Origin of the sequence: Variovorax sp. PAMC26660, assembly GCF_014302995.1 — a bacterium.
GTDB lineage: Bacteria > Pseudomonadota > Gammaproteobacteria > Burkholderiales > Burkholderiaceae_C > Variovorax.
This window is the reverse complement of record NZ_CP060295.1, coordinates 2,200,798-2,217,374: the sequence shown is the minus strand read 5'-3', so window position 1 is coordinate 2,217,374 and position 16,577 is coordinate 2,200,798. Positions and strand designations below refer to the sequence as shown.

At 67.0% G+C, this 16,577-nt stretch carries 15 protein-coding genes; 3 read left to right on the top strand and 12 right to left on the bottom strand.

What is annotated here, in order from left to right; genetic code table 11:
• Window positions 1-3: 3 nt before the first annotated feature.
• The 3 genes from otnI to H7F35_RS10730 are packed head-to-tail and all read left to right on the top strand — an operon-like array spanning window position 4 to window position 2,494.
• On the top strand, window positions 4-822 hold the full coding sequence (gene otnI / locus H7F35_RS10740; RefSeq protein WP_187112851.1) for a 2-oxo-tetronate isomerase: 819 nt from the start codon (window positions 4-6) through the stop codon (window positions 820-822).
• Window positions 819-2,030 (top strand): amidohydrolase family protein, encoded by a 1,212-nt coding sequence (locus H7F35_RS10735; protein WP_187112850.1) that lies wholly within the window; start codon window positions 819-821, stop codon window positions 2,028-2,030. Before otnI ends, H7F35_RS10735 begins: the two co-directional genes overlap by 4 nt.
• A complete protein-coding gene (locus tag H7F35_RS10730; RefSeq protein ID WP_093242688.1) occupies window positions 2,027-2,494 on the top strand; it encodes a RidA family protein in 468 nt (155 codons plus the stop codon). Before H7F35_RS10735 ends, H7F35_RS10730 begins: the two co-directional genes overlap by 4 nt.
• On the opposite strand, the gene H7F35_RS10725 is transcribed toward H7F35_RS10730, so the two are convergent.
• The 12 genes from H7F35_RS10725 to H7F35_RS10670 form a co-directional block, all read right to left on the bottom strand.
• The gene (locus H7F35_RS10725) at window positions 2,487-3,161 is read right to left on the bottom strand and encodes a TetR family transcriptional regulator C-terminal domain-containing protein (protein ID WP_261803595.1); all 675 of its coding nucleotides are present in this window, start codon (window positions 3,159-3,161) and stop codon (window positions 2,487-2,489) included. The genes H7F35_RS10730 and H7F35_RS10725 overlap by 8 nt on opposite strands.
• On the bottom strand, window positions 3,158-4,117 hold the full coding sequence (locus H7F35_RS10720; RefSeq protein WP_187112849.1) for a PDR/VanB family oxidoreductase: 960 nt from the start codon (window positions 4,115-4,117) through the stop codon (window positions 3,158-3,160). The genes H7F35_RS10725 and H7F35_RS10720 overlap by 4 nt, the downstream gene beginning before the upstream one ends.
• A gap of 35 nt (window positions 4,118-4,152) precedes the next feature.
• Window positions 4,153-4,743 (bottom strand): NAD(P)H-dependent oxidoreductase, encoded by a 591-nt coding sequence (locus H7F35_RS10715; protein WP_187112848.1) that lies wholly within the window; start codon window positions 4,741-4,743, stop codon window positions 4,153-4,155.
• A 154-nt stretch (window positions 4,744-4,897) separates the two neighbouring features.
• Window positions 4,898-5,926, bottom strand: coding sequence for an ABC transporter substrate-binding protein (locus tag H7F35_RS10710; protein WP_187112847.1), 1,029 nt, complete (start codon window positions 5,924-5,926; stop codon window positions 4,898-4,900).
• Window positions 5,927-6,347: 421 nt separating this feature from the next.
• On the bottom strand, window positions 6,348-7,742 hold the full coding sequence (locus H7F35_RS10705; RefSeq protein ID WP_261803594.1) for an FAD-binding oxidoreductase: 1,395 nt from the start codon (window positions 7,740-7,742) through the stop codon (window positions 6,348-6,350).
• Window positions 7,743-7,756: 14 nt separating this feature from the next.
• Window positions 7,757-8,644, bottom strand: coding sequence for an ABC transporter permease (locus H7F35_RS10700; RefSeq protein WP_222622016.1), 888 nt, complete (start codon window positions 8,642-8,644; stop codon window positions 7,757-7,759).
• Entirely contained in the window at window positions 8,622-9,416 is a 795-nt protein-coding gene (locus tag H7F35_RS10695; RefSeq protein ID WP_187112846.1) for an ABC transporter ATP-binding protein, read from the bottom strand. The genes H7F35_RS10700 and H7F35_RS10695 overlap by 23 nt, the downstream gene beginning before the upstream one ends.
• A gap of 11 nt (window positions 9,417-9,427) precedes the next feature.
• Window positions 9,428-10,249, bottom strand: a complete 822-nt coding sequence (locus tag H7F35_RS10690) for a creatininase family protein (RefSeq protein WP_187112845.1) — start codon at window positions 10,247-10,249, stop codon at window positions 9,428-9,430.
• Between the two features lie 148 nt (window positions 10,250-10,397).
• On the bottom strand, window positions 10,398-13,022 hold the full coding sequence (locus H7F35_RS10685) for an autotransporter outer membrane beta-barrel domain-containing protein (RefSeq protein ID WP_187112844.1): 2,625 nt from the start codon (window positions 13,020-13,022) through the stop codon (window positions 10,398-10,400).
• Window positions 13,023-13,146: 124 nt separating this feature from the next.
• The gene (locus H7F35_RS10680) at window positions 13,147-14,772 is read right to left on the bottom strand and encodes an MFS transporter (RefSeq protein WP_187112843.1); all 1,626 of its coding nucleotides are present in this window, start codon (window positions 14,770-14,772) and stop codon (window positions 13,147-13,149) included.
• Between the two features lie 32 nt (window positions 14,773-14,804).
• Window positions 14,805-15,575 (bottom strand): amino acid ABC transporter permease, encoded by a 771-nt coding sequence (locus H7F35_RS10675; RefSeq protein ID WP_187112842.1) that lies wholly within the window; start codon window positions 15,573-15,575, stop codon window positions 14,805-14,807.
• An 84-nt stretch (window positions 15,576-15,659) separates the two neighbouring features.
• The gene (locus H7F35_RS10670) at window positions 15,660-16,418 is read right to left on the bottom strand and encodes a basic amino acid ABC transporter substrate-binding protein (protein WP_187112841.1); all 759 of its coding nucleotides are present in this window, start codon (window positions 16,416-16,418) and stop codon (window positions 15,660-15,662) included.
• Window positions 16,419-16,577 lie beyond the last annotated feature (159 nt).

Here is a 16,577-nt window from a genome sequence, read left to right as displayed (position 1 = left end):
CCCATGCCCCAATTCGCCGCCAACCTCTCGATGCTCTATCCGGAGCTTGCTTTCCTCGACCGCTTCGATGCCGCCGCGAAAGACGGCTTCCAGGGCGTCGAGTACCTCTTTCCCTATGCGTTCCCGCAGAACGAGATCGTGGCCCGGTTGCAAGCCAACGGCCTGAAGCAGGTGCTGTTCAACGGCCCACCCGGCGACTGGGACGGCGGCGACCGTGGCCTCGCCTGCCTGCCGGGCCGCGACGCCGAGTTTCGCGAAGGCATTGCCAAGGCCATCGACTACGCCGTGGCGCTCGACTGCCCGCGCATCCACGTCATGGCCGGCCTCGTGCCTGAGGGCCTGGAGCGCGAAGCCGTGCAGGCGGTCTATCTCGACAACCTGCGCTGGGCTTCCACCGAAGCAGCGAAGGCCGGGCGCGACGTGCTCATCGAGCCGATCAACACGCGCGACATTCCGCGCTTCTTCCTCAACCGGCAAGACCATGCGCACGAGATCGTCGAAGCGGTCGGTGCGCCCAACCTCAAGGTGCAGATGGACCTGTACCACTGCCAGATCGTCGAAGGCGACGTGGCGATGAAGTTGCGCAAGTACCTGCCGACCGGCCGCGTCGGCCACCTGCAGATCGCGGGCGTGCCCGAGCGCCACGAACCCGACATCGGCGAGCAGAACTATCCCTACCTGTTCGATGTGATCGACGAGGTGTCGGCGCAATGCGGCTGGCAGGGCTGGGTCGGATGCGAGTACCGACCCGCGCGAGGCTCCGAGCCGGGTGGCACCTCGGCCGGCCTCGGCTGGCTGCGCGCGTGGCGGCAGCGCGCATGAAACTCGAAGCGCTGCGCATTCCGGCGCCGCTGCGAGGCTTCGACGCCGGCGACGCGCAGGTGTTCGATGTCACGCTGGCCGGCGACCGCATCGACTCCATCGTGCCGAGCGCCCAACAGAAGCATGCGCGCGGCACCTTGCTGAGCGCACTGGTCGAGGCCCACGCGCACATCGACAAGAACTACACCGTGCAGGACGTGGGCGCGGCGCAGGGCGACCTGTTCACGGCCATCGACCGCATGAACAAGCATCGCGACACTTGGACCGGCGAGTCGCTGCGCCTACGCATGACGCGCGCGCTGCAAGACGCTTGGCAGTCGGGCACGCGCGCACTGCGCACGCACATCGACTGGGTGCAGGCCGAGCCGCCGGCCGCGCTGCCTGTGTTCGAGGCGCTGCGCGAGGAATGGCGCGGCCGTGTCGAACTGCAGTTCGTCTCGCTCACGCCGCTCGACCTGTTCGCCGACCTCGCGGCCGGCGAGCGCATTGCGCGCGAGGTGAAGCGCGCGAGCGGCACGCTCGGCGCCTTCGTCTATCGCAACGACGGCATCGTGCACAAGCTCGGCCGCGTGTTCGACCTGGCGCAGCAGCACGGGCTGGGCCTGGACTTCCATGTCGACGAAGGGCTCGATGTGGAGGCCAGCGGGCTGCGCAGCATCGCGCAACTGGTGCGGGCGCGCGACTTCAAGGGCCACGTGGTTTGCGGCCATGCCTGCTCGCTCGCCATGCACGACGACGCGGTCGCCAATGAAACGCTCGCGCTGTGCGCGGGCGCCGGCCTTCACCTCATCGCGCTGCCAACCACCAATCTCTACCTGCAGGGCGCATGGGACCGCACGCCGGTGGCGCGCGGCATCACGCGCATCCGCGAGGCGGCGGCATGGGGCTTGCGTGCGAGCCTGGCCACCGACAACGTGCAGGACGCCTTCTATCCCTATGGCAGCTACGACCTTCTGGAGACCTTCGGCCTCGGCGTGCAGATGGCGCACCTGGCGCCGGCCACCGACTGGCTCGACACCATCACCGTCAGCCCTGCAAGGGCGCTGGGCCTGGCCTGGGACGGCCGCATCGCGCCGGGTTGCCCGGCCGACCTGGTGCTGCTCGCGGCCACCGACGAACACGAACTCATCGGCCCGCGGGGACGCCAACGCACCGTGATCCGAGCAGGCCGCATCCTCGAACGAACGAATCCGGAGAAAACACAATGAGCATGGGCAAGCCGATGGCCAACTACGCGGCCGCGAAACGCGTGGGCGATTTCGTCTTCATGAGCGGCGTGGTGGCGGTCGACCCGGCCACGCGCCGCGCGGTCGCGGGCTACGACGCGATTCCCGAAGCAGCGCGCACCGCCTTGCAGGGCGTGGGCTACGCCACGGGCCAGATGTCGGTCGATGTGTTCGAAGCGCCCATCGTGGCGCAGAGCTGGTTCGTGCTGGAGCGCATCCGCCAGATCGCGGCCGAGCATGGCGGCACCATGGAAGACGTGGTGAAGCTGGTGCAGTACTTCCGTCACCTGCCGCACTACGCCTTCTACAACCGCGTGCGCGGCCTGTTCTATCCGGGCGAGCCGCCGGTGAGCACGGTGGTGGAGGTGTCGCGCTTCCTGCCGGGCGATGAGGTGCTTGTCGAGGTCGAAGCCACGATGTACCTGCCGCAGCGCGCGGCTACTTGACCCCGGCGCCCTTCAGCAAGAACTCCGTCACCTGCTCGATCAGGTAGCGCCGGTCCTTGTCTTCTCCCTGCTGCGCCACGTCGCGGTAGTACGCGGCCTGCGTGGCGTGGTCGGCATAGAACTGCGTCACGGCCCAGATGTGGAACAGCACGAGCATCGGGTCGGCCTTGTCCATCAGGCCCTGGTTCATCCAGTTCTGGATCACGGCGGCGGCCTGGTCGGTGCGCGCCTTGCTCATGGTCATCATGCTGTTGATGACCGGCGCGCCACGCATCATCTCGGCCGTGAAGATGCGCGAGCGCAGCGGGTGGTCGAACGAGAACACCATCTTGCGATGGATCAGGTCGCCCAGCACCTTGCGCGGGCCGAAGGCCTCGTCGCTGAAGCCGAACACCACGATCCAGTCGGTCAGGATGTCCTGCAGCACTTGCCGGTACAGCGCTTCCTTGCTTTCGATGTAGTAGTGAAGCTGCGCCTTCGACAGGCCGGCCTTGTCGGCGATGGCCTGGGTCGACGCACCGGCCAGCCCTTCGCTGGCGAACACTTCGATGGCCGCCTGGTTGATGAGCCCCAGCACCTGCGTGTACTTGCGCGAACGCCCGCGCGTGGCGGGGGCTTCGCTTTCGGCCTCGCTCTCGTCGGTGCCGATGACGGGCCTTGCGCTCACAGTTGCAACACCAGTTCCTGGCCCTTGGCGCGCGAGCAGCACAGCGCCACGCGGGTCTTGCGCTCGCTGCCGGTGAGGCAGAAGTCGCGGTGTTCCGCGCCCTCGCCCTCGCCTTCGACCACGCAGGTGCCGCACAGGCCCTGCTGGCACGACACGGGGATGTCGATACCGACTTCATGCAGCGCATCGACGGCCGTCTGGTCGGCCGCCACCGGCACCGTGATGCCGCGCCGCGCGAGCTTCAGCGTGAAGGGCAGGCCGGTGGTGGTGTTGGCGTCGGTCGGCGCAGCGAAGTATTCGGTGTGCAGTGCGTCTTCGGGCCAGTGCGCGGCCGCGTCACGCACCGCCTGCATGAAGCCGCCGGGGCCGCACACGTAGAGATGAGCGTTCGGTACACGCTCGGCCAGCAGCGCGCGCAGGTCGATGCGTTGAGAGGCATCGCCCTGGTCGAGATGCAGTCGCAGATGCGGCGCCAGCGCGGGCGCGCGCAGTGCATCGGCAAAGGCCAGGTGCTCCTCGCTGCGCGCGAACACGCACAGCGTGAAGTCCGCGCCGCGCGCCGCGAGCGCCTGCGCCATGGCCAGCAGCGGCGTCATGCCGATGCCGCCCGCCAGCAGCAGGTGGTGCTTCGCTTCTTCACGCAGCGGGAAGGTGTTGCGCGGCGTGCTGATCGGCAGCAGGTCGCCTTCGCGCACGCGCTCGTGCATCGAGGCCGAGCCGCCACGGCTGCCCGCTTCGCGCTTCACGCCGATCACATAGGACGCGTTGCCCGAAGGCGCACGCGCCAGCGAGTACTGGCGCGAAAAGCCGCCGGGCATGTGCACGTCGATGTGTGCGCCGGCCTCGTAGGCCGGCAGCGGCCGGCCCCACGGATGGGCCAGCTCGAAGGCCAGGATTTCCGGCGTCTGCCGCGAGATGCGTTCGACGCGGACAGTGAGCGTGCGCTCGAGACTCATGGTGCGGGCCTTCTCTTCTTTCTGTTTGAAACGGCTCAGATGCTCTGCAGCTTGCGCGACACGCGCGCGATGAAATGGGTGCGGTCGTGCGCGGTGGCGGCATTCATGTCGTGCAGTTGCAGCCACGTCACCTTGCAGCGCCATGCGAACAACGCACGCAGCGCGCGCGTGAACAGCCGCCGGCCCGGGTCGCCGATCGCGAACACGAACCAGCGCGGCGAGCCGCCCGTGGTCACCACCGTCAGTCGTTGGATGTGCCGCATGCCCGACTTCGCGAGCTGCCCCTTGCGCTCGGCCGGCAGGAAGGCCACGCCCGGCAGCCACACCCGCTCCAGCCAGCCCTTGAGCATCGACGGTGGCCCGTGGAACCAGGTCGGGTAGATGAACACCAGGTGCTCGGCCCACAGCAGCGCCTCGACATGCGGTTTCACGCGCTCGCGAATCAGTTCGGGGTTGTCGAGGTAGGCAATGCGCTCCTCGCGGGTCAGCGTGGGATCGAAGCCTTCGGCGTAGAGGTCGATGGCCTTGACGGCATGCCGGGGTTCGAGCGCTTCGAGGGCGGCGCGGTAGAGCGCATGGTTGAAGCTGTCAGGGTTCGGATGGCAATGGACGACGAGCGTTTTCATGGTGGAGGGCCGGTTCGCCTGTTCGGCGAGACGGGGTCAGAGCCCAAGGAACAAAAGGCCGCGCGTGCCTTATGGCAACCCAGGCGCCGGCATCTGACCCCGGCGCAAGCCCCGCGCGACCCACGGGAAAAAACGATGCTTCTCTGGCCGGTTCTTACTTGCCGGTGAGCTTCTTGCGGACGTCGACACCGACGCCCTTGTTCACGAACTGCGTGCTCACGACCTTCGACAGATCGATCTCGCCCGGCTTGTACAGGCCGGCCTTGACCATCTTGTCGTAGAAGTCCTTCACGCGGGCTTCGTCCATGGCGCCGATGCCCTTGGTGAGCGATTCGCCGCTGTCGACGATGCCCATCTTCTTCATCAGGTCGATCGAGCCCTGCAGCGCAACGGCGGTCGAGTCGGGGTTGGTCTTGGTGATGAGCTCGTTGGCGGCCTTGTTGTCGCCGTAGAGGTAGTTGTTCCAGCCGATGATCGAAGCTTCGATGAACTTGCGCACCGTCTCGGGCTTGGTCTTGATCAGGTCGGCGCGCGTCTCGATGGTGGTCGCATAGGTCGAAAAGCCGTGGTCGGCCAACAGGTACACCACCGGGTCGAAGCCGGCCTGTGCCTTGATGGAGAGCGGCTCGGAGATGGCGTAGCCCTGCTGGATCGACTTCTTGTCGGCCAGGAACGGACCGACGTTGAAGGTGTAGGGCTTGAGCTGCGAATCCTTGAAGCCGTGCTCGGACTTCATCCACTGCCAGAAGCTGAACTGGCCGTCCTTGCCGATGAAGGCCACGGGCGCTTTGGTCAGGTCCTTGAAGGTGTCATAGCCCTGGCCGGGGTGGGCGAACATGGCCTGCGGGTCTTTCTGGAAGATGGCCGCCACCACCACGGTGGGTACGCCGTTCTTCACGTTGTCGAAGGACTGCAGCAGGTTGCCGGTCATCAGAAAGTCGACCTTGCCTGCCGGCAGCATCGGCCGGTTGTTGACCATCGGGCCGCCCTGCATGATCTCGACGTCGAGGCCGTACTTCTTGTAGGTGCCGTCCACCAGCGCCTGGTAGAAGCCGCCGTGGCCGGCCTGTGCTTTCCAGTTGGTGGCGAACACCACTTTTTCCTGCGCCTGCACGGCGAAGGCGGCGGCCGCGAGGGCCAGGCCGAAAGCAAGGGGACGAATTGTCAGAGCGGGGACGCGCATGGCAGTGGACTCCTGGGATTGAATGCGACTGGAGGGATTCTCATATCAGCATGTCGAACATGCGATGAATGGGACTGAACGCGGGGCTTGCGTGTTTGGTGCTGCTGTTCGGGGCGGGTGCGAATGACGCCGGGAGCTCCCCTCCGCGAATGTCCCCCGCTTCGCTCCTCCTTTATTTCGCTGCGGGGAGCACCCGGTGTCATTCGCACATGGGCACGCTCTGATTGATCCTGCGATCAACGAGTGCTCTGTCCAACGCTCGCGCCGATACGGGGCTCTTTTTCGCGAAATAAAGGAGGAGCGAAGCGGGGGGCATTCGCGAAAAAGAGCACCGTGTCGGCGTGAGCTACGCCCTGAACAACAGCGCCAAAAACAACGCTCGCCAAACAACCCGCGAAGAACAGAAAGACAAGACGTCATTTCAGCGCTCGACAGCCATGTCCGCATGCCAGCCCCGCGTCTTGCCGGGGTTCATCAACCCCATCGGGTCGCTGCGCTTCTTGAAATCGATCTGCTGCGTGTCGATGGTCTTCATGCCGCCGTCCTCGATGGTCACCACGTGCGGGTTGAAGATCTTGCAGCCGCCTTGCGACTCGATCTCGCGGATCAGCTCGTACTGGTGAGCCTCGCCCTTCCAGCGCACCAGCAGGATGCCGAAGGTGCCGCACTCGCCGCCGGCGCGCGCGAAGTCCTGATGCTGCAACACGTCGTCGCCGAAGATTTGCAGATGGCGCTCGACCACCGACGGGTCGAAGGGCTGGGCGTAAGCCACCTGCAGGTAGGTCCAGCCGCGGTCAGCCTTCAGCGCCTGCAGCGTGGTGTGGTTGAACGCGCATTCGTAGGCGGGCGGCAGGCCGTCGGCGAGCAACTCGGCCTCGGTGCCGGCCACGGAGATGGTGCCACCCTGCGCTTCGGCGAGCGCGCGGAAGTCCGCCATCGAATCGGGCGAGACCATGGTGAACACCGCATGCCGGTTCGGCGGGAAGCGGTCGCGCATGGCCGTGTAGTAGGGCGAGAAGCGTGCTTCCACCGTGGACAGCAGGAAGATGTCGAGCGTCGGCACCTGCGCTGCAATGCCGAAGTCGAGCGCGCCGCGGTAAGTGTCGAACAGCACCGTGCAGTGCACCCATTCGACGGCGGGGCTCAGCGCCACTTCGACGTCGAGGATCACGCCGTTGGTGCCGTAGGCATGGTGCACCTGTTGGATCTCATCGCCCTGCAATTCAATGACGCGCGGCTCGCGTTCCACCGTCATCACGCGCGCGCGCAGCAGGTTGCCGGGGTCGCGCAAGATGCCGTGGCGGAACGAGCCGATGCCGCCGAAGCCGCCCGCGATGAAGCCGCCGATGCTGGCGACATGCCAGGTCGAAGGCCACATGCGCAGTGCCTGTCCGGTCTCGCGCGCGGCAAGGTCGATGTCATGCATGCGCGCACCGGCCTCCACGCGCATGCGGCCTTCGCCGATATCGAGCACGCGGCACATCTGCGTCACGTCGAGCACGATGCCGCCTTCGAGTGGCACGCACTGGCCGTAATTGCCGGTGCCGCCGGCACGCACGGTCAGCGGCAGCTTCCACCTGGCGGCCACGGCTGCGGCCTGGCGCACGTCGTCCTCGGTGCTGACCTTGACGACGAGGTCGGCCACGCAACCCGCGAGCTGGGCGGTGAGGATGGGGCTGTACCAGTAGAAGTCTTTCGACAACTGCTTGCGCTGGTTGGGCGCGGTGATCAGGTTCAGGCCGCGCAGGTCTTTGCGCACGGCGTCCCAGTCGACAGCGTGCGTGGCCGGTTGTTCGGTCATGGTGATGGCGTCCATCGCAACGGGCTCGGTCAGCGCTCGCGGCGCATTTCGCTTTCGTGCCAGTGGCCCAGCACCAGGCGCGACAGCGCAGCGAACACGATGAAGATCACGATGCCGAGCAAGGACACCAGCAGCAGCGCCGCGAACATCATCGGGATCTCGGTGCGGAAGCTCGATTCGAGAATGCGCGAGGCCAAGCCCGTTTCCTTGCCCGCGGTGCCGGCCGTGAATTCGGCCACCACCGCGCCGATCAGGCTCAGGCCGCCCGCGATCTTCAGGCCCGCCATGAAGTACGGCAGCGCGCTGGGTGCAAGCAGGTAGCGGAAGGTCTGCCAGGGTGAGGCCTTGTAGAGCTGGAACAGATCGCGCAGGTTGCTGTCGGCGCTCTTCAATCCGATGACGGTGTTCGACAGGATCGGGAAGAAGGCCACGATCCACGCGCACAGCAGCAGCGCCGCCGTGGTGCTCGACACATAGATCAGGATCAGCGGCGCGATCGCGATGATCGGTGTCACCTGCAGGATCACGGCAATGGGGAACAGCCCGATCTCTACCCACTTGAACAGCGCGAAAGCAATCGCCAGCAGCACGCCGCCGACGATGGCCGCCGTGAGCGCGAGCAGCGTGAGCTTGACGGTGAACCACAGCGCGCTGGACAGCGAATCCCAGTTGTCGAACAGCGTGCGAAGAATGAGCGAGGGCGCGGGCAGGATGTAGTGCGGGATGTTGTTGGCGCGCACCATCCATTCCCAGATCAGCAGCAGCGCGAGGACGATGGCGACCGGCACGGCGATGCGCAGCATCGACTCGCGGCGGCGCAGCCTGTCTTCGTGCGCGCGCAGCATGTCGGCGGACGGGGTGGCTTCCTCGGTCGTGTCCATGGGCATCACGGGTTCAATGGTCGATGTCGAGGCCATGCAGGGCTCCGTGCAGGGATTGCGAGACAGCCGTGCAATGCGCGTTGTAGCGGCTCGACGTGCGGAACTCTTCGCCGCGCGGATAGGGCTCGTCGATGCGGATCTCGTCGATCACGCGGCCCGGGCGCGCCGCCATCACGACGATGCGGTTCGACAGGTACACCGATTCGTACACGCTGTGCGTGACGAACACGATCGAGAAGCGGTGCTCGCGCCAGATCGCCAACAGGTCGTTGTTGAGCTTGATGCGCGTCATCTCGTCGAGCGCGGCGAAGGGCTCGTCCATGAGCAGCAGGCGCGGATGCGTGACGAGTGCGCGCGCAATCGACACACGCATCTTCATGCCGCCCGACAGCTCGCGCGGATAGACGTCGGCAAAGCGCGAGAGGCCGACCAGCTCCAGCACCTGCTGCACCACCGGCGCGGCTTCGTCGCGGCCCATGCCCGCGAGCTTGAGCGGCAGCCAGACGTTGTCGAACACCTTGGTCCAGGGCATGAGCGTGGGCTCCTGGAACACGAAGCCCAGGTCGCGGTCGCTCTGTGTCTTGCCGGTGTTGGCGCCCGACCATTTCATCTCGCCCGAGCTGAGGCGGGTGAGGCCGGCGACCAGCCGCAGCGCGGTGCTCTTGCCGCAGCCCGAGGGGCCGAGGAAGCTGACGAAGTCGTGCTCGCCGATGTCGAGCGTCATGCCTTGCAGGGCGAGCGTGCCGTTGGCAAAGCGCTTGCTGACGTTGCGCAGGCTGACCAGGGGTGGGGTCTGGGTGCTGTCCATGGCGTGCGAGCCTAGCGCCACGCGGGTACGTTGGCGAGGCGTTCGAGCGGGAAGCGGTCGACCTCGTGCAGCAGCTCGACGAAGCGGCGGCCCACATGGTCGAGCACTGCGGCGCCCTTCTCGGCCGTGGCGCGCGTGGCATCGCCGGCCGCGCCCAAGGGGTTGATGTCGTGCATCTGCCAGCCGAGCTTGCCGCTGGGGGTGATAGAGAGGAACTTGTTCTCGGCAGCCAGTTGCTCCGTCATGGAGCTGAAGTTCTGGAACTGATCCTTGCGCACGTAGTCGGGCGTCAGGTGCAGCATGACCGAGCTTTCGAGGTCGCCGGCGTGGATGCCGTGCTTGCCTTCGTGCGCGGTGAACAGGCCTTCGGGCAGGCCCAGCGTGTACCAGTTGGCGGCCACGACCATCATGTCGTGCTCTTCGCGCAGGTCGCGTGCCACGATGTCCATGACGCCCATCTGCCCGCCGTGGCTGTTGTAGAGCACCAGCTTGCGCACGCCGGCCTTGGCGACGCAGGCACCGATGTCTTTCCAGAGCGAGATCAGCGTGTTCGCCGACACGGTGAGCGTGCCGGGGTAGCGCGAATGCTCGTTGCTCTTGCCGTAAGGCACGGTGGGCAAAAAGAGCACCGGCAGGTCGTCGGGCAGGTAGGGGAGCGTGGCGCGCACCATGCCGTCGATGGTGGCGGTGTCGGTCGACATCGGCAGATGGGGACCGTGCTGCTCGGTGGCGCCCACCGGCAACACGGCGATGAGCCGTTCGCGGTCGAGACGGGAAAACTCTTCGCTGGTCAGGTCAGACCAGAAACGGCTGCGCAGGGGGACCGGATTCATCGTGGCAAACCTCTTGACGGCGGGTTGGATAGTCTAAATTATCCATGTGGTCAAAAAAGATTGCCTAGCAATTACCCGGGTTGCCTCGTAAAGATGCGGAAGCAGCCCTTCAAATCAGATCGACCGGTTCAATGGCGGCGGCAGCGCGCTACCAGCGCACCCGCATGCCCAACTGCCCTTGCACACCGGTCTGCTGGGTGCGGCCGATGGCACTGGTATAGGCCAGGCCGCCATACACCGCCAGCGTCTTGTTCACCTGCCCGACCACGCCGGCGCCGATTTCGAGCGCGCTGGCGCCGCGACCATTGGCGACCTGGTCGGTGGGCCCGAAGAGGATCACGTTGTTGCCGCTGAAGGTGTGCCAGAGGTTGGCCTTGAGGTAGGGCTTCCAGGTGCCGCCACCGGCGCTGAAGCTGCCTTCCAGCCGCGCGCCCACGCGGCCGGTCACGGCGTTGTCGCGCTGGAAGCGCACGGCGGAGATGCCGTCGTCGAAGCCGTCGATCGAGCTGCGCTGCCAGATCAGTTGCACCTGCGGCTGCAGCGTGACGCTGTCGCTCAGGGCCAGCGGATAGCCCGCTTCGAGCGAGGCCGTGACCGACGTGCCGTGCGGATTGCCGCCGCGCCCGAGCGTGGAGAGTGCGTCGGCCCTGAAGCGGGTGGCCATGAGCACGGCGTCGCTGTACCAGCCGTTGCTGGCCACGCGGGTCCAGTACGCGCCCAGGCTGTAGCCCTCGACGTTCAGGTGGCCGGTGGCGTTGTTGGTGCCGCCGCTGGCCACGCCGCTGGTGTCGCCGCTGGCGCGGGTGTAGCCGCCGAGCACGCCGACGCGGTTGCGCCCGCCCGAGCCATCGGTGGCCATCAGGAAGTCGTGCCCGAGTTGCAGGCCGGAGATGCGGCCATCGAACTGCGGGTCGGCGTCGCCGCGCAGGCGCTGCCGTGTGCTTTCGCCGAACACGCGGCCCCAGGAGGCCTGCGAGCCTTCGTCGCCGGCGAGCAGTTGCTGGTCACCCTGCCGGTCATGAAAGCTGCCGAGCTGCGCGAGCCCGAGGCGGCGCACCACCAGCGGAATGCTGCTGTAGAGCGCCACTTCGGGCCGGTACAGCTTGACGGGCTCGATGGCCGGTGACGGCGAGCCGGGTGTCGGTGGGTGGGTCTCGAGGAACTCGATGGCCTCGGTCACCGAGCCCACCACGGTGCCGCCGACCACGTAGCCGTTGTTGCGCAAGTACCAGTTGTCCGGGTTGTTGCCGGTGGCCCCGCCACGGAACAGGCGGTAGTTGTAGGCGCCGGCTTCGACCGCCTGGGTCAGCGAGAAGGCATTGGCAGCGGTGGTGCCGCCGTTGAGCGTCTGCACCACCAAGATGCCGTCGGCCAGCGTGGGCGCGCCCAGTCCGCCGCGATTGACCACGCGCAGGCCGGTGCCGCCCGAGGCCGCGCCGCCGTCGATCACCAGCTTGTCCGACGGCGCGTTGTCGCCGGCGACCACGGTGTTGACCTGCACCAGCGCACCGCTGCCGCCGAAGTAGTTGCCGCGCACCGTGAAGGCGCCGAAGTTGACGCCGTCGTTGGGGCCGGGCAGCAAGGTGCCCTGGTTCGTCACGTTGCCCGCGAAGGTACCGGTGCCGGCGACCGTGGCACCGGGGAGCACGGTGATGTTGGGGCTGGTCAGCGTCGCGGGGAGGTTGAAACGGCCGGACTCGATGCGGATCGAGTTCGAGAAACTCGCGTCGGTCTGCCACGCCCACTGGGTGCCGCGCATCGTGAGGTTCTGGAAATTGCGGAAGGCGTTGTCGACGGTGCCGTTGCCTTCGAGAAAGGTGTCGCTGCTCGCATTGCCGCCGTCGGCCGCCCCCTTGATGACCGAGCCGGTCTGCAGGATCAACGTGCCGGTGCCGCCCCCGCCCATGAGGATCGCGCCGTCGTTGCCGGTGCCGCCATTCCCTTCGATGGAGCCGGCATTGATCAGCGTGTCGTTGCCGTTCTGCCCGCGGTAGCCGTAGTCGTTGGCGCTGGAGAGTACGCCGCCGGCCCGGTTCTCGACCTGCGAGAAAAAGCTCGCGCTGAGCGTGTTCACATGCACCGCGCTCGCGAAGCCCGTCGTGGCCGAGGTGTTGGCGCCCGTCGCGCGGATGGTGCCGGTGTTGACCAGCAGGTTGGCGACGAGGTTGCCGCCTTGCAGGTAGACGCCCTTGCTCGCTCTGCCGCTGACGTCGATGGTGCCGCTGTTGATGACGGTGTTGCCTGGACCCAGCGTGGAGATGCCGTGCGAGCTGCCGCCCGTGGTGGTGATGCTCCCGTTGTTCGTGATGACGATCCGGGTGCTGCTGCTCGACGTCACCAGGATGCCCACTGCGCCTGGGCCTGTGCTTGCGGTGCGGATGGTGCCGTTGTTGGTCAGCGCGTTGTCGCTGCCGACGGCGATCATCGCGCCGCGCCCACCGCCCCCTGTCCCAGGGCCCGTGACCGCGATCGTCCCGTTGTTGGTGATGCTGCTGCCGTCTTGCACGAGCAAAGCCTGGTTGGCAGTGGTGCTCAGCGTGGCGCCGTTGTTCACCGTGATGCTGACGCCGGTGCTCCCCGGCACGGCGATCACGTTGGTCGAGCCGGTGGTGGTGGCGTCGCAGACCACGGTGTCGCCGGTGCCGGGCGTGAGGGTGGGACCGCAGGCCGCGTGCGCGCCGCCCCCGGCCAGTGCGGCAAGCACGGCCGCGAGGGATGAAACTAGGGGAATCGGGATGTGGCGCGGAAATCGATGCGGTCGCTCGATGTGCATGCGTGCTCCTCGTTGTCTCTTGTAGTGGCCCTGGGGCTGGAGATGCCCGGCCATTTGGCACGATTCACCATCAAGAAACAATTCAGGCGGCCGCCACTGTTGCGGCCGCGAGACGCCGCAGGTATCAGCGCCGCACCACGTAGCGCGTCACCACCGGCGGCGACTCGCCCAGGTGGAACGCCAGCCGCCGCTCGCGCAGCGCCATGTCGGTGGCGGTGGCGCGGTTGAAGCGGCGCAGGTGGTCGGTCCACGAGTCGTCGACGATCTGTTCCACGTAGCGCTCCGGCTGCGCGATGTCATGCAGAAGTTCCCAGCCGATGGCGCCCTGGCTCAGGCGCGCACGGCGCGTCTGCTGCATCACGAGGTGGAAGGCGGCGGCACGGGCAGGCTCGATCAGGTACTCGACAGTGATCACCACGCGGCCTTCTTCCTGCGGCGCCTCGGCCGGTGGGCCGGTGGCCCAGCCGGCTTCGGCGGGGCTGGTGTCGTCCTCGCCGCTCACGTCGGTCACCCAGCGCAGGGCCACCAGCATCAGCAAGGTGCCGCTGATGGCACCGATGACCAGGCTCAACTGCAGCGACGTGACCGTGGCCACCTGCCCCCAGAGCGCCGCGCCGATCGCGCTCGCGCCCATGATGGCCATCTGGTACATCGACATGCCGCGCGCACGCACCCAGTCGGGCAGCGCGAGCTGGGCCGACACCGAGAGCGAATTGGCCACCGTGATCCACGCCATGCCGCCGAAGAACATCGCCGGCACCGCCACCCATGCGTTGGGCGCGAAGGCCATGACGGCGGTGGCGCCCGATTGCAGCAGTGCCCCGCGCAGCACCAGCTGGTCGCGCCCCATCGCCTGGCGCAGCCGGGGCAGGAACAGCACCGCGATGATCGCGCCCGAACCCATGGCCGCCAGCAGCAGCGTGAAGGTGCCGGCACCGCCTCCCTGCAGGTCACGCGCCAGCAGCGGCAGCAGCGCCAGCAGGGCGGTGGAATGGAAGAAGAAGATCGACACGCGCACCAGCACCGCGCGCATGCGCTGCGACTGCCGCACGAACTGCACGCCCACGCGCATCGCGCCGATGAGCTTTTCGCGGCCCAGCGGATTCGGCGTGTGCGCGCGACGCCAGCGCAGCACCACGAAGCCCGAGGCCACCGACAGCACCGCGTTGAGCGCGAACACCCACACCGTGCCGGCACTGGCGATCAGCACGCCGGCCGTGAGCGGGCCGACGATGCGCGAGGCATTCATCGCGATGCCGTTCAGGCCCAGCGCGGCCGGCAGTTGCGGCCGGGGCACCAGCTCGGGCACGATGGCCGCGAACACCGGCCAGCGCAGCGCCAGCCCGATGCCGTTGGCGAAGGTGAGCGCCAGCAGCAGCGGCGCGGTCATGAGGTCGAGCATCAAAGCCGCGCACAGCACGATGGCCGTGCCGGCCAGCCAGAACTGCGTGGCCACCAGCCAGCGCCGCCGGTCGAGGATGTCGGCCAGCGCGCCGCTGGGCAGGCCGAGAAGAAACACCGGCAGCGTGGACGCCGACTGCACCAGCGCCACCCAGATCGGCGAGGTGGTGAGCGAGGTCATCATCCACGCCGCCGCCACATCGTTCATCCACATGCAGATGTTGGCGATGAGCCAGGTGCTCCACAGCATGCGGAACACGGGGAGCTTCAGGGGCTCGAGGGCGGCGAACTTCGAGGGTTGCGGCCGCGCGGGCGGGATCGGTGTCTCTTCGGGGGATATGGGCGGCATGTGGCGCTATTGTGGCGCGGCCCTTTTTTCTTTCAGCCCCGGTCGCTGCGTGCGAGGTGGATTTCGAGGCGGCGCAGCATCGTCGTGAGCACCAGCGTCATGACCCAGTAGATGAGCGAGATCGCCAGGTACGGCTCCCAGTAGCGCGCATAGGCGCCGGCCACCGTGCGCGCCGCATAGGCCAGCTCGGCCAGGCCGATGGCGGAAACCAGCGAGGTGTCTTTCAGCAGCGCGATCGCGTTGTTGCCCAGCGGCGGCAGCATGCGTCGGAAGGCCTGCGGCAGCACCACGTAGCGCATGACCTGCGCGGGCGAAAAACCGATCGAACGGCCCGCATCGAACTGCCCGCGCGAGATCGACTGGATGCCGGCGCGGAACACCTCCGAGATGTAGGCCGCCGAGTTGAGCGTGAGCGCCACCACGCCCGAGATGAGCGCGCCGTGCTCCTGCTTGAGCGTGCGCGCGAGTTCGCCGTCGATCAGCAGGCCCGAGGTCGGGTGGATGAACACCGGCATCACCGCGAAGTGGATCAACAGGATCTGCACGAACAGCGGCGTGCCGCGAAAGAAGCTCACGTACACCGTGGCCGGCCAGCGCAGGAAGAAGCGCGCGATCCAGGTCCAGGGCGCATGGCGCGGTTGCGCCAGCCGCGCGAGCGCCAGGCACAGGCCCCAGCTCGAGCCCAGCAGTACGCACACCACCGTCATGCGCAGCGTCATCCACGCGCCTTGCCAGAACAGGTCCTTGTATTCGACCAGGATGTCCCATCGGAACCATCCAAAGAGCAGGATCGGTTGTTCCATATTCATCGCCTTCGCGTCATCACTCTGAAAAAACAAACGGCCGCTTCGTGGGCGGCCGTGATCGGGTCACAGGTGCCGTGCGGCTCAGCGCACGTTCGGGTCCTTGTTGAACCACTTCTTGTAGATCGTCACGTAGCTGCCGTCGGCGCGAATGGCGGCCAGGCCGGCCGTGAGCTTGTCGAGCAGGGCCTTGTCGCCCTTCTTCACGACGATGCCGAAGCCTTCCTCGGGGAAAGACTTGTCGTCGATGGTCTTCAGCTCGGGGTTCTGCGCCACGCGGTAGGCGATCACGCCGTTGTCGCCCATGGCCGCATCGACGCCGCCGCCGGCCAGCTCGGAAATGATGAGCGGCGTGCTCTCGAAGCGGCGGATGTCGGGGCTGGTCTTGCCGAACTCGCGCGAGGCGATGTCGTCGGCGGTGGAGGCGCTCACCACGGCGATCTTCTTGCCGGCCAGGTCCTTCAGCGACGCGACCTTGCTGTTCTTCGGCAGCGCGATCAGCTGGCGGGCCGCGAAGTAGGGCGGCGTGAAGTCGTAGCTTTGCTTGCGCTTGTCGTTGATGGTCACGCCCGAGATCACGAGGTCGACGTCGCCGTTGTTCAGTGCGCCGAAGATGCCGGTGAAGGGCGTGTTCACGACCTTGATCTTCAGGCCCTGCTGCTTGGCAATGGCGTTGATGATGTCGATGTCGAAGCCGACGATCTGCTTGTCCTTGTTCTCGAAGGCGAAGGGCGCATAGGTGGCGCTGGAGGCCACGGTGAGTTCGCGGTTCTGGGCCTGGGCACCGAAGGCGAGCGTGGCGGCAGCAAGGCCGAGGGCCAGGGCGCGGCGGATGGGGTTCATTCGAGGTCCTCTTTGTCCGCGGTGGCGGGATGTGGTGGGCGGGGATTTTAGGCTTGCGCCTTGGCGCCTCCCGCACGGAGCGTGCCAGGGCGCGCGAGCTTGCTAAAGTTCTCCGGGAGCGCGCGAGGGCATAGCGCGGTGACCGTGGCTTGCTGACTA